We start from the raw sequence: 13,717 nt of genomic DNA on the forward strand, positions 1-13,717 counted from the left end.
ACCTTGAAAAGAGAGTGGACCACACTAAAAGAGTACGATGAAATACTGTTTGACTTCTACAAAGGAATAGCAAAAATCACCATCAACAGACCCCGATACCGCAACGCTTTTACGCCAAAAACGGTCAAGGAAATGATCGACGCCATGCACATTTGTCGCGAAAATTCCGATATTTATGTAGTAGTGTTTACCGGAGCAGGAGATAAAGCTTTCTGTGCAGGAGGCGATCAAAATGTGAAAGGCATAGGCGGATATGTGGATGATAGCGGTGTACCACGTCTCAATGTACTTGATTTGCAGAAGATGATTCGCAGCATACCAAAACCTGTAATTGCCATGGTAAATGGATATGCCATTGGTGGGGGGCATGTGCTGCATGTAGTTTGTGATCTGACCATTGCCAGTGAAAACGCCATTTTTGGCCAAACCGGCCCTAAAGTTGGAAGCTTCGATGGAGGTTTCGGCTCCTCTTATCTCGCCAGAATTGTAGGGCAGAAAAAAGCCAGGGAGATTTGGTATCTGTGCAGGCAATATTCTGCCAAGGAAGCATTGGATATGGGTCTGGTAAATTGCGTAGTGCCACATGACCAACTTGAAGACGAAACTGTGAAATGGTGCGAAGAAATCATGGAGAAAAGCCCGATCGCTCTTCGAATGATAAAAGCAGGTCTTAATGCAGAGCTCGACGGTCAGGCCGGTATCCAGGAGCTTGCAGGCAACGCCACTTTACTCTACTACTTTACCGAAGAGTCTCAGGAGGGCCGGAAGGCATTTCTCGAAAAAAGAAAACCGGATTTCAAGAAGTTTCCGAAATTTCCATAAGGGGTTCATTAGTTTTTCCTTATTTTGTTGAGCTCTGAAGTGTTCTGTGCTTCAGAGCTTTTTTCTTTGGTTAAAAATCCAGTTGGATTATTGCGAATGTGAAATTTTGTTATTTTAGCTATGGATTAAAGAGATAAGATTTTCAGGTGCTTTTTATTACCCAACATGGAGTTCAGTTTTCCCAAAAGGCAAAATTTTTGGCCAGGCTTAAGACTATGGATGGACCGGTCTATGTATTCGACATTCAACTACACGTAGTTAATCACAACAACTACCCGGTAATGCTTACCAGTAGGCACTATGAAATTATCGATATTTGCAATCAGGTAAGTGAATTATCTGGCGTAGGATTCTTAGGCAATGTGCCGATCATACCTCCCAAAGGTGATTTCTCTTACCACAATATGCTGTATTTTAGGAGTTTTACAGCCAAGATTAAAGGATATTACACAATAATTTCACAGAGTGATTTTTCTGAATTTCGCATTGATATTCCTGAGTTTCAATTTTTTGCTGACCATATGCTCAATTGATATGGTCTATTTGGCCATAGCATTGGTGATCTACTATACCCTTCATTCTGTGTTGGCTGCTGATTTTGTTAAATCTTTGGTACTGAGAAACATTCCACCACATACGTACAGACTGATATACGTTTTGCTGGCTGTAGTTCTTCTGTTCATACCTGTGAAGTATTACCTCTTAGCTCCTGACAATTTGATTGCTGAATCAGGACTTTTCGGCAGATTGATTTTTTTTACTTTAACCATAATCTCGCTCAGAATTTCTGCTCTTTCCTTCAAAAAAGTGAGTTTGACTCAGTTTTTAGGCCTGAGATCATACAGTAGCACTCGCCTTGTGGTCACTGGTGTTTTTCAATTTGTTCGGCATCCACTTTATTTGTCAGTGATGTTGATTCTGACGGGTTGGTGTATCGCTGTGCCAAGTCAGAGAAATCTGATGCTACTTACCATTACCCTGGCTTACATATTTATCGGCTATACATGGGAAGAGCAAAAGCTCATCCAAGAGTTTGGAGAGGATTACAAAAAATACAAAAATCAGGTACCGGCTTTATTGCCCGTTGATTGGAAAGGTTTTCTAAAATACGTTTTTGCTGCATGATTGGGTAGATGCTGTTAGTACAGGTGCATCTACCTTTGTTGCCTGTTAAGATAAATGGCTGTCAATGGAATACAACCATAAGGAAATTGAGCGCACATGGTCAAAGTATTGGTCTGAAAATCAATTGTATAAAGTAGTTGAAGACCCAAATTTACCCAAGTTGTACGTTTTGGACATGTTCCCTTACCCCTCAGGAGCAGGTCTGCATGTGGGTCACCCTCTGGGCTACATAGCCAGTGATATCTATTCCAGATTTATGAGGCACAGAGGGTTTAATGTGTTGCACCCGATGGGATACGACAGTTTTGGACTGCCAGCTGAACAATATGCTATCGAAACAGGTCAGCATCCTGCCGTTACTACCGAAAACAATATAAAGCGCTATCGCAGTCAGCTGGACCTTCTTGGAATGAGCTATGACTGGAGTAGAGAAGTGCGCACTAGCGATCCGAAGTATTACAAATGGACCCAGTGGATTTTCCTCCAATTTTTCAATTCCTGGTACAATAAAAAAACCAACAAAGCAGAACCTGTCAAAACACTACTACAACATCTGGAGGAATTTGGTACAAAAGGTCTGGATGCAGCATGTACACAGCAGCTTTCTTTTACGGCAGAAGAATGGAATACCTGGCCCGAGGAAAAAAAACAGCAGACTTTGCTAAACTACAGACTCGCCTACAGGTCAGAAAGTGTTGTAAACTGGTGTCCGGCACTGGGTACTGTACTTGCTAATGATGAGGTAAAAGATGGTTTATCCGAGCGTGGAGGTTATCCCGTGGTTCAAAAAAAAATGATGCAATGGAGTCTAAGGATCACGGCCTATGCCCAGCGATTGCTCGAAGGGCTGGAGCAAATCGATTGGAGCGACTCCATCAAAGAAGCTCAGAGAAATTGGATAGGTCGCAGCGAGGGCGCTATTGTAAATTTTTATACTCCGGATCAGGTCCCGATCAGTATTTTCACTACCCGGCCCGATACCATATTCGGGGCTACCTTTATAGTGATGGCTCCTGAGCACGATGCAGTAGACCAGCTGACCACTGACGAATTTAAAAGAGCCGTCGAACAGTACCGCGATTACGTAAAATCGCGCAGTGAGCGCGACCGTTTGGCAGATGTAAAGAACGTAACAGGTCAATTTACTGGTAGTTATGTCATTCATCCTTTTTCTGGTGAAAAAATTCCGGTGTATATCAGCGAATATGTATTAGCCGGCTATGGCACTGGTGCCATCATGGCCGTACCTGGCCATGACAGCCGCGACCACCGATTTGCCAAAAAATTTGGACTGCCCATCAAGATGGTCGTAGACCCCGGTAAGCCATGGGATGTAGACGCAGAGACCTATGAAGAAAAAAGCGGTACTTCAATAAACTCTGAATTTCTATCAGGCCTCCCGGTCGAGGATGCTATTTCCGCCATTATCACAGAAATTGAGCGACGTGGCATCGGACATCGGAAAGTAAACTTTCGCCTTCGCGATGCCGTATTTGGCCGTCAGAGGTATTGGGGAGAGCCTATCCCGATTTACTATAAAAACGGGATTCCGTATCCACTGCCAGAAGAATTGCTTCCGTTAGAATTGCCACAGGTAGATGCTTATCTGCCCACCGAAGACGGAGACCCTCCTTTGGCAAGGGCTAAAGAATGGTATTATACTGATGATGAAGGAAATAAATGGCCGTTGGAAACAACCACAATGCCAGGCTGGGCTGGCTCGAGTTGGTACTTTCTGCGGTACATGGACCCGGCAAACGAAAAAGAGCCATTCTCGGCTGCAAAGGAAAAATACTGGAAATCTGTTGACCTGTATTTCGGCGGCTCTGAGCATTCTACCGGTCACTTGCTCTATGCCAGATTCTGGCATAAATTCTTATTTGACCTCGGATTTGTGACCTCCGACGAACCCTTTGCCAAGCTCATCAACCAGGGCATGATTCAGGGCACCAGTGCTTTTGTATACCGGGTAAAAGGACAGAAAAAATTTGTGACCTTTTCAAAAAAAGACGCCTATGACACCCAATCGCTCTATGTGGATGTAAATCTGGTTGAAAACGATGTACTCGATATAGACGGCTTTAAAAAATGGAGGCCGGAATTCATGGATTTTGAATTTGAAACGGAAGACGATGGGAGTTACAGAGTAGGTCGTGAGATCGAAAAAATGTCCAAGTCTAAATACAATGTGGTAAACCCTGACCACATAGTTGAAAAATACGGAGCCGACACGCTCCGCTTGTACGAAATGTTTCTGGGACCTATTGAGCTATCAAAACCCTGGAATACCGATGGGATTACCGGGGTGTACAATTTTTTGAAAAAATACTGGAGACTGCACTTTGATGAAGCGGGCAACTTCTGTGTAAAGGATGAAAAACCGACAGATGCAGAGTTGAAAACCCTTCACAAAACGATCAAAAAAGTGACCAATGATCTTCAAAATTTCAGTTACAACACCTGCGTGTCGGCATTTATGATATGCGTAAATGAATTGACATCCCAAAAGTGCCAAAAACGCGAAGTGCTCCAGCCGCTTTCCGTGCTACTGGCTCCTTTTGCCCCACACATTGCCGAAGAAATTTATCAAAGAATGAACAGCGGTCAATCTGTTCTATTGGCCAGGTGGCCTTCATGGGATGAAAAGTTGCTTGAAGAAGATCATGTGATTTATCCGGTGAGTTTCAATGGAAAAACAAGATTTACGCTTTCACTTTCAAAGTCGCTGACAAGTGAGGAAGTCGAAAAGGCAGTATTAGCCGAGCCAAAAACCGCTAAGTATCTCAACGGAAAAAATCCCAGAAAAATAATTGTTGTTCAAGGAAGAATAATTAACATAGTCATCTGATGAAACTACCCAGACCGTATACTGTATCCGAAATAGCCAATCTGCTGAAGTGTAGATATGAAGGCAATAAAGACCAGTTGATTACCGGATTTAATGAAATTCACAGGGTGGAGCCCGGAGATATTGTATTTGTGGATCATCCCAAATACTTTGAAAGAGCTCTTACATCGGCCGCTACAGTAATATTGATCAACAAATCGGTGGAAATCCCGCCGGGCAAATCATTGTTAATTTCGGAAGATCCCTTCAGAGATTTTAACAGACTTTCATCTTTTTTTAATCCCACCATTTACAACACTACGCCGATTTCTGAAAAGGCAGTAATAGGTGAAGGAACAGTAATTGAGCCTTTTGTCACTATCGGTGAAAGGGTAGTCATCGGAAAAAATTGCGTACTTCACAGCGGGGTACGGATTTTAAACGACACTACTATAGGTGATCATGTCGTCATTCAGGCAAATACCGTGATTGGCTCCCATGCCTTTTACTACAAAAAGCGCCCCGATGGTTATGACAGATTACTGAGCTCGGGTGGAGTGCTCATCGGCAATAACGTAGAGATTGGAGCTTGCTGCACCATTGATCGCGGAGTTACTTCATTGACAATCATAGGACAGGGCACCAAAATAGACAATCAGGTACAAGTCGGACACGATACCGTGATTGGGAAGAACTGTCTTTTTGCATCGCAGGTAGGTATAGCAGGGTGTGTCAATATAGGTGATGAAGTGATTTTATGGGGTCAGGTAGGAATCGCTTCCGGATTAAACATCGGCTCTAAAGCTGTTGTTTTAGGGCAATCGGGTGTAACCAAAGACTTAGAGGGAAATAAAACGTACTTTGGTTCTCCAGCAGAGGATGCGCGCAAAAAATATAAAGAATTAGCTTCCATTCGTGTACTTCCTGAGATAATTGAAAAATTGGAAATGTAATGAACTAACTTATCTCATACCTTTGTCGTTAAATAAAAAAAGTATCTTAGTATGAAAAAGTTAAATCTTCTGTATGTATTCTTTTTGACTGCAGCTGTTTTCAGCTGTAAAAAAGACAACGACAACAATCAGCCTCAACAAAAATCTCTTGCAGACGTAATCGTTGGAGGTTGGGAACTCACTAAAATGGACGTATCGGCCACTGCAATGTTTCTTGGACAACAAGTAAATGTTGTTGGTGTAGGTTCGCAGTTTACTGGGGTTGCTACTTTTAAGGATAACCCAAAGGAAATCAGTTCTACAGCTGGAGCCAGGGTGGCTGTGAGCATTGAGCTGGGCGGCACTTCTATTCCTTTTGATACCCTGGAATTTGAGAATGTTTTTGACCTCTATAAATACGCTGTATTGAGCAATCAGCAAGTACGACTTATCGGGCCTGAAAATGATACCATCCTTATGAATGTCAAATCATTCACTGAAAATACCATTGATATGGAATTTCTTCAAAATATTGAAGATGATGATACAGGTCAGAATGTAGCTACAACTTTTAAGATCAGCGTACGCAAGAAGTAGTTTGCGATCTTGACATTTGTTTTTTCTGTGCCCGGGTATTGCCGGGCAATTTTTTTTAAAAATCGCACACTGATGAATGGAAGATTTTATTTATGAAAAAGTTTTATGGCTCGCGAATCTTATGAAAATGAATCGCTTAAAGTCAATTTTTGCCTTTTTTCTGTTAATGTCAAATTCTCAACAACCAGGCATCTGGAAATTCGGATTTTATAGAAGCTACATCTGCTTTTGCTTCGCGAAGCGAATTATAGGATTTGTAAACAACTCGGAAGTAGGGGGTTCCGGGCAGTTTTATGATTTCATAGGATGGATTGATAGCAGCGAAGGCACGAGCATTTTCTTCGCTGGTGAAGGAACCAATTATAACCATCCAGCTTGCGGAAACACTCTTTTTATCAGTGGATATGCCTGAAGTGGTAGCTGAGGTAGAAGGAATTGTTCCGTTTTGGCCAAAATAATCTCGTCCACGGATAAAAGCCCCATTTCGGGTAAGGACTACGAGTCTGTCGATGAATGCTTTTTGGGATATGTAAGGTTTTTCTTGTTGTTCTGCTGCATGTTCCTTTGGGGACGTAAGAGTGGGAAGGGTGCGTGGACTATCAGTGGATTTTGATGATGGTGTTGCAACATTTGTGGGTGCTGAAGGGCTTTGTTTTGTTTGTTCCGATTGGGGTAAAGGTGATGGAGACGCTGATGTTTTTGACTCTTTTTCAGTAGAGGGAACTTGTTGATCTTTTTTGGTCTCTTTTGTAGAATAAGTGGTTGTGCTATCAACGGGTGTTTTCGAAGCCGATTTTTCTGTGGTTCGAGAGTCTTCATATTCAATTTCATAAGTATTGAAAGCAGAACCAGTGGCGGATGTTGCGGATGTTTTTTGCGAAAGCAACGCCTGCATTTTTCTCACTCCATAGGGTATGGAAGATTCCTGATAGTCGATGATTTGTGATGAGATGAGAATCTTATTTTCTCGTGAAAAGTCTGGTATTTCAATGCTTCTCTGGACTGTGCTTGTCCGCTTGGGAAGAGGGCGAGGATTGGTACGGTCGATGCGCTCTTTACGAAGATAGTAGTCGTAGAAGATTTTTTGAAGGAGCGGTTGGTAATATTCCCAGAAGAATTTTCTGCGATCGTTAAAGTCCTGATTGTTGTAAAAGAGTTTTCGAAGCCAATAAATTCCTTTAAAATAAGAAGAGATATATCCGATTGGATTGTCACTGAAATCACCGGCAAAGTAAAATCGCAAATTTTCGGCGGAATCACCGATCACTGCCGGGTAAATTTTGGGGATCTTATAGTACTGGAGAAAACTGTCGCCACGTTCGTTGGTGTGTACTTTGTAATTGGCTATGACATTGGATTCTGAATACGGTATCACCACATCCTGCCAAAAGGGATATCGAAGAAATTCCGGGATTTTATAGTATTCAGCGTATTTTTTCTTGGTATTTATGACCGGTATTTCTGAGATCAGATCTTTTTCTTTAGTCAGTATGAAAACAGTTCCCCATTCGCTTACGTATGCGATTCCTGGTCCTTTATAGTTCCATCGGTTTTCTTGTGTTTGATCATGAAGTCGAACCATCCATTTAGGGATATCCTGGTTTTTTGCAGTGTCAAGTTCGGGATAATAGCGAAGTGTCCAGCCTGTGTATCTGAATTGGAACAAGTCTTCAAGTGCCTTTCGCACATCATATGGGGTCGGGGAGGCCACCAGGTTGAATTCGCCGATCAGGAGCTTTCGTTGTTGAAAAATTTTTTCCATCAAGGTGACTTCTGAAAAGTTAGCTCCTCCATAAATCAGTGAAGAACGTTCGTTGATATCGCCTTTCAGATACCATTCGTTGGAATACACTCCATAGGCATCTGTGTAGTAAAACATATCGTAATATTGGGAAATGGAATCAAGCTGCTCGTCAGAATACAACGTGAGGTCTTTTACTTTAAACTGAGGCCTGTTGGTTGGAAAGAAGCCAAAGTAGTCTTGAGAAGCCCGATAGCGAGAAAGATTTTCCTTTGTAAACCGATTGTAATTGAGCACCCACATCAGGCTCATGTGCTCGTCGTAGGAAGTACGCGACACCGTTTTGTCCAAAATGAAGATTCGCATGGGCTTTTTAGGCCAGAAGTACCAAGCCAAAAAACTCCACAATGGGGTGAAAATGATCAAAATAACAAAAAGCTTCCGGAAGAAATACTTTCGTCTGGATGGCTTTTTTTCCTTTTCTGGTTTTGAGGAGGTAGCAGCGCTCACTTTGATATATTCTGGGATACTCAATAGTATTGAGTTTTTTTTGATGTAGTAAAAGTTGAAATAATAATTTTCAATAATCAATTGTTGATAATCAAGGGAGTAAGACTGAAATTTTTCGGCGATGTACTACATGGATATCAACAATAAATAGATTGCTTGTGGTATAGAGAAACAGTCTTTGTCAATAAGTTTATAACAAGCACAAAAACAATATTATAAGTCAGTTATTTCAATCCTAAATGTGCGTTGATTAGTGTTAAAATAAATGAATTAGGTTAAAATAGATGTACTGATTTCAGTTGATTAAAGGAGCAAGTCTTCTTGGTATCTGCTTCAAAAGCCGGATTGAACATTCTGTTCCTTTATTTGTGATGTGAGTAAAAATTCAACTTATTCTATTCATATTTGTGTGGTGAAATGCGATTTTTAGATTGGACCTTGGATACAAAATAAGAGAATAGTGATTGGTAGCCGTTACTACATTTTTAACTATGAAAAATTGGATAGTTGTTTTGTTTTTCTTATCGATGCAATTAGTCTTTGGACAGGAGCGAAAAAGCTATTGGGTAGAATTTTCCAATAAGGGGACTTCTTTTGATCCTTTCAGTTATTTTGACCCTAAAGCCATTGAACGCCGAATTGTGAACGAGGTGAACTTATGGGACAGCACCGATTTTCCTGTTAATGAAAGGTACGAGCGTTCGCTTGAAGCGTGCGGTGCAGAGGTCATTTACAGCTCCCGTTGGCTAAACGCTTCGTATGTAAAAGCCGATTTACAAACCATCGAACGCATCAGGAAATTTCAATTTGTAAAAGAAGTACTACCAGCTGAAAGCGAAATTATTTATGCTGAAACAACACCTGACGAATTGGTAATGTCCAATGAAAATAATTCGATAGCCGACCTTTCATTCATGCAAATTCACCTGATGAACGGATTTCTGTTTCCCAAAAACAATATAACAGGCAAAGGCGTGAGGATTGCCGTATTTGATGGCGGTTTTCCAAATGTAGATGTTCATAGGTCTTTTGAGCACATACGAAACGAGGGCAGAATAGTGGGAACATTTGATTTTACGAAAAACAGGGCAAATGTGTATCGAGGAAATAGTCATGGTCTTGCTACCTTATCAAACATCGGCGGGTACAACGCAGAAAAACAGCTACTCGGTTTGGCACCCGATGCAGAGTATCTGCTCGCCGTGACAGAGATCAACTTAGAAATTTTAAAAGAAGAAGTTTGGTGGGTAGCAGCGGCAGAATGGGCGGATAAAAATGGAGCCCATATCATCAACAGTAGTCTCGGATATACTGAGCCGCGCTATGCTCCAATGCATATGAATGGCCGGTACACGATGGTAAGTCGCGCTGCCAACATAGCTGCCTCCAAGGGTATTCTTGTGATTAATTCAGCAGGTAATGAGGGTGCTACACCCAGCTGGCAAATCATCGGGGCACCTGCAGATGCCGACAGTGTTTTATCTATAGGAGGTGTGAATCCAGAGAATGGGATAAAAATCAATTTTTCTTCATTTGGCCCCACTGCTCATCGAAAACTGAAGCCCAATGTAGTAGCCAGTGGTACCACCGTAGCTGCCAGTGGTAAAAATGGATATAAAATCGTAAACGGTACCTCGTTTTCAGCTCCCTTGGTCAGTGGCTTTGCCGCCTGTGTAATGCAAATGAAACCCGGCCTCAAAACCATGGAATATTTTAATTTAATACAACAATCAGCGCATTTGTATCCCTATTATGATTATGCCCATGGATATGGGGTTCCCCAGGCTGATTTCTTTTTTGATGGAAAGCCAATAAAAGAGGCCACTTTTTCGGTGGTGTACAATGATGACTCTACCGAGGATGATGTTGATAACAATCTAACGAAAACAATCAATGAAAATGCACAAAACAAAAAGCCTAAAGCATTGATCATCCGGCTAACCAATAAACATACACCAGAAGCTGAATTTAAAGGGTTTGACTACTTTTATTTTCATTTGGCGGATGCGAACGGTGAATTGGTTGACTATGAGGTTTTGATTCCTGAAAAAGAATTTACTCTACACATATCTCATCCAAAGGCCGTAACTTTCAGGGCCTATTACAAAGGATATTATTTTGAAATGAACTTATAATTTTCTACACATGAAATATGCTCTATTCATTTTGTTTGTAGGGTTAGGGACAATGACTTTTGGCCAGACCACTGTACTTAAAAAGCCAAAAAGCGTTTTCGATGAAGACTATTCATATGGCAAAAACAGAAAACACTACGTTCACAGCGGCTTTTCGATACTAGGAGGGATCTCAGCCGATCAACTGCCTGATCTTGAATTTTCTGCTTTTAATTCAGGTGCATTTCAATTTTTCATTCTCTACAAGTATAAGCTCAACAACATTTTTTCGCTCACATCGGAATTTGCCTTTGGAGGTACTGGCATAGTATACACATACAAAGGTTCCTTACCACTTTACCCATCTGTATTTTCGGAGCACAGAAGTGACATTATCAACAGAGGTGAAATTGAGTTGAGGCAAAACCTGCGTATACGATTCGGAGGTGGGCCTAATCGAATAGGCACCTATCTGGAAGGAGGGGTGCTGGGAGGCTTTGCGACTACGAATGACTACATCCACCGTGGCGTATCCATCTATAATACTCGTATGGAAATGAAGTTTATCAACGAATCGGTAATCTTGGCAGATGGGAACAGCTACCGAATACATCGCTGGTATTATGGTTTTAGAGGTCGCTTTGGGTTCAATCGGTGGTCACTTCCTGTGCAAGTGGTCAGAGCGGGCAGTGTAAACTGGGTGTTAGCAGGAATAGAGTTTTCCTTTTTATAAACGAAAAAGATGTTTTCGAAAAATGACAGAAATTGATATAAAAAACAAATTTCCCGAATTTGAAACAGAACTTATTAAAGAAATTTTGCAAAATGCAGTAATCAGAGATTACATGGCGGGAGACTACATCATCCAGACAGGACAGTACTTTAAACATTCGATGCTCATCTATGAAGGGGTGGTGAAGCTCTATCGCGAGGGTAGTGATGGAAATGAATTTTATCTCTACCACATCAAATCCGGCGAACCCTGTGCCCTGAGCATGAACTGCGCTATCCGCCAGGAGCGAAGTGAGGTGATCGCCAAAGCTGTGACAGACTCGACTTTGATCTTCGTATCATCATCGATGGTAGAGCGATGGATGCTTAAATATCCCGGATGGAATCGATTTGTATTGGACAGCTACAGAAGGCGTTTTGAGGAGATGCTTGAGACTATCGATCAGATCTCCTTCAGGGCACTTGATGAGCGACTTGAATTTTATTTGAAAAGACAAAGAGAAATTTTTGGTTCAAATGAGATCAATATTTCTCACCAGCAAATTGCCGATGAGCTTAACTCTTCGCGTGAAGTGATTTCAAGGTTGCTTAAAAAGATGGAACAGAGAGGGTGGGTAGAGCTTCATAGAAATCAAATTGTTTTGAAGCCTGAATTTAAGTAATTGTTATTTTTACAAAAAAATTTCTGCCTTTTGAGAAAAATCTACTCACTTTCATTGGCATTGCTTCTGACTGTTTCGCTCAGTGGCCAGCGATATCTGACAGAAGTGTTTACACAGATTGATTCCATTAAAGACATTCAGTACGGTCAGGCACTTGCATGGAACAATGACACAGTTAAGCTTTATTTTGATCTCTACAAGCCAGCGAACGATAGCATCAACAATCGTCCTCTGATCATCCTAGCGCATGGTGGGTCATTTATATCTGGCAGCAGGCAGGATGAGCTCATAAATGATTTATGTCGTCGGTTTGCCCGCAGGGGATATGTTACCGTTTCAATTTCCTACAGATTAGGAGTCAACCAAATGAACTTCCTCAATATTTCAGAGGAGTTTATCATGGCTGCTGTGAGGGGTACTCAGGATTTCAATGCTGCCGTGCGGTTTTTTAAAAAATCATTTACCCAGGGCAATCCTTATGGCATTGATACTACAAGAATAGCAGCCGGCGGGTACTCGGCGGGTAGTCTTGCTGCTTTGCATTCGGTGTTTTTACGAGACACCAATGTAGTGTCGCAGCAGGTCAGATCGTTGATTAATTTGCTGGGGGGAATAGAGGGCAATAGCGGAAGTGCCGGATTCAACTCTCAGTCGCATCTGGTGATCAATATTGCCGGTGCTGTGCTGGATACTCAAATGATATTGTCTGCGTTTTTAAAGCCGGTTATCAGTTTTCACGGTACTGCGGACAATACAGTCAAATTCGGAAGAGGTTTTGTGCAGGTCATTGGATTTAATATTCTCCAGTTGGATGGCTCGAGTCTGATCGATGTAAGAATCAGAAATCTCGGTGGGAACAGCAGCTTGTTTGCTTTTCAAGGGGTAGATCACGACTTGCCGTATGATGCTGCCCGAAGAAATACCATTGTGACCGAAACTGCCAAATTTTTATTTGCATGGCTGAACGGCACTTTGGGTCAGAGAGAATTTGCTGATCTAAGGGTGGCTGTCTATCCGAATCCTGCACGAGAGTGGCTTTCGGTGACAGTGGAACAAGGTGCGGTTTTGAAAATTTACTCTGCTACCGGACAATTGCTCCTTGAGTCGAGACTTAGTGCCGGTGAGAATCAGATTGATGTTCAGAAGCTTCCGAGAGGACTTATGTTTTTGAACCTGGTGGAAGGGCAACGGTCTGTAACCAGGAAAGTTCTTTTGCAATAATTTAACTTAGGGTGATAACGGGCGATGGCATAATTTTGCGGCCCGTAAAATGGTCCGGTAGCTCAGCTGGATAGAGCAACTGCCTTCTAAGCAGTAGGTCAAAGGTTCGAATCCTTTCCGGATCACGTTGTGAGCCACCTCTTGTGAGGTGGCTTTTTTTTTCTGTGAGTGCATATGGGCAAGTGAGGCTACAGGCGGGGGCAGTGGGGTGATGTCAGATTCATTTGGGACTGCAAGAGCTTTTTTGCTGGGCTGACATATAGAGGAAGGTGGGCGGATGGTATGGGAGGGGTGATTCCATTGAGAGGGGTAGTGCGTGAGGGATGCGGAGGGCGCCTGCAGGGCGGTGCGCAGCGCAGCGGAGCACGGGAGCGAAGCGCACCCCGGAGCAGCCCGACCCCGCGCGGTAAGGCCGCAAGGCCGGCGCGGGGGCA

11 protein-coding genes and 1 tRNA gene are annotated in these 13,717 nt (G+C 42.4%); 11 read left to right on the plus strand and 1 reads right to left on the minus strand.

What is annotated here, in order from left to right:
• Window positions 1–3: 3 nt before the first annotated feature.
• The 6 genes from menB to DES35_RS08000 all read left to right on the plus strand — a co-directional run bounded on the left by menB (window position 4) and on the right by DES35_RS08000 (window position 6,303).
• Complete coding sequence (menB, locus tag DES35_RS07975) at window positions 4–822, plus strand: 1,4-dihydroxy-2-naphthoyl-CoA synthase (protein ID WP_244906337.1); 819 nt, start codon at window positions 4–6, stop codon at window positions 820–822.
• A 197-nt stretch (window positions 823–1,019) separates the two neighbouring features.
• Window positions 1,020–1,355, plus strand: a complete 336-nt coding sequence (locus tag DES35_RS07980) for an ApaG domain-containing protein (RefSeq protein ID WP_125039432.1) — start codon at window positions 1,020–1,022, stop codon at window positions 1,353–1,355.
• Window position 1,356: 1 nt separating this feature from the next.
• Complete coding sequence (locus DES35_RS07985) at window positions 1,357–1,947, plus strand: methyltransferase family protein (protein WP_114366297.1); 591 nt, start codon at window positions 1,357–1,359, stop codon at window positions 1,945–1,947.
• A 64-nt stretch (window positions 1,948–2,011) separates the two neighbouring features.
• The gene (gene leuS, locus DES35_RS07990) at window positions 2,012–4,795 is read left to right on the plus strand and encodes a leucine--tRNA ligase (protein ID WP_114366298.1); all 2,784 of its coding nucleotides are present in this window, start codon (window positions 2,012–2,014) and stop codon (window positions 4,793–4,795) included.
• Window positions 4,795–5,727, plus strand: a complete 933-nt coding sequence (locus DES35_RS07995) for a UDP-3-O-(3-hydroxymyristoyl)glucosamine N-acyltransferase (RefSeq protein WP_037358375.1) — start codon at window positions 4,795–4,797, stop codon at window positions 5,725–5,727. Before leuS ends, DES35_RS07995 begins: the two co-directional genes overlap by 1 nt.
• A gap of 51 nt (window positions 5,728–5,778) precedes the next feature.
• A complete protein-coding gene (locus tag DES35_RS08000) occupies window positions 5,779–6,303 on the plus strand; it encodes a hypothetical protein (protein WP_037358378.1) in 525 nt (174 codons plus the stop codon).
• Window positions 6,304–6,472: 169 nt separating this feature from the next.
• Here DES35_RS08000 and DES35_RS08005 read toward each other — a convergent pair whose 3' ends face one another.
• Complete coding sequence (locus tag DES35_RS08005) at window positions 6,473–8,578, minus strand: SPOR domain-containing protein (protein WP_125039433.1); 2,106 nt, start codon at window positions 8,576–8,578, stop codon at window positions 6,473–6,475.
• A 467-nt stretch (window positions 8,579–9,045) separates the two neighbouring features.
• Between DES35_RS08005 and DES35_RS08015 the strand changes: the two genes are divergently transcribed.
• From DES35_RS08015 to DES35_RS08035, 5 genes are all read left to right on the plus strand, one after another.
• Complete coding sequence (locus tag DES35_RS08015; protein WP_114366301.1) at window positions 9,046–10,689, plus strand: S8 family serine peptidase; 1,644 nt, start codon at window positions 9,046–9,048, stop codon at window positions 10,687–10,689.
• Window positions 10,690–10,699: 10 nt separating this feature from the next.
• On the plus strand, window positions 10,700–11,401 hold the full coding sequence (locus DES35_RS08020; RefSeq protein ID WP_125039434.1) for a hypothetical protein: 702 nt from the start codon (window positions 10,700–10,702) through the stop codon (window positions 11,399–11,401).
• A 22-nt stretch (window positions 11,402–11,423) separates the two neighbouring features.
• Entirely contained in the window at window positions 11,424–12,062 is a 639-nt protein-coding gene (locus tag DES35_RS08025; protein ID WP_114366302.1) for a Crp/Fnr family transcriptional regulator, read from the plus strand.
• Window positions 12,063–12,092: 30 nt separating this feature from the next.
• A complete protein-coding gene (locus tag DES35_RS08030; protein WP_170125724.1) occupies window positions 12,093–13,283 on the plus strand; it encodes a T9SS type A sorting domain-containing protein in 1,191 nt (396 codons plus the stop codon).
• A gap of 51 nt (window positions 13,284–13,334) precedes the next feature.
• Window positions 13,335–13,408: transfer RNA gene (locus DES35_RS08035), tRNA-Arg, on the plus strand.
• Window positions 13,409–13,717 lie beyond the last annotated feature (309 nt).

The sequence above is a fragment of the Schleiferia thermophila genome, from assembly GCF_003337435.1.
GTDB classification, from domain to species: Bacteria; Bacteroidota; Bacteroidia; order Flavobacteriales; family Schleiferiaceae; genus Schleiferia; species Schleiferia thermophila.

Coding starts and splice junctions, on each gene's coding strand:
- DES35_RS07985 (WP_114366297.1), top strand. CDS start 1,357: ATGGTCTATTTGGCCATAGCATTGGTGATCTACTATACCCTTCATTCT.
- leuS (WP_114366298.1), top strand. CDS start 2,012: ATGGAATACAACCATAAGGAAATTGAGCGCACATGGTCAAAGTATTGG.
- DES35_RS07995 (WP_037358375.1), top strand. CDS start 4,795: ATGAAACTACCCAGACCGTATACTGTATCCGAAATAGCCAATCTGCTG.
- DES35_RS08000 (WP_037358378.1), top strand. CDS start 5,779: ATGAAAAAGTTAAATCTTCTGTATGTATTCTTTTTGACTGCAGCTGTT.
- DES35_RS08015 (WP_114366301.1), top strand. CDS start 9,046: ATGAAAAATTGGATAGTTGTTTTGTTTTTCTTATCGATGCAATTAGTC.
- DES35_RS08020 (WP_125039434.1), top strand. CDS start 10,700: ATGAAATATGCTCTATTCATTTTGTTTGTAGGGTTAGGGACAATGACT.
- DES35_RS08025 (WP_114366302.1), top strand. CDS start 11,424: ATGACAGAAATTGATATAAAAAACAAATTTCCCGAATTTGAAACAGAA.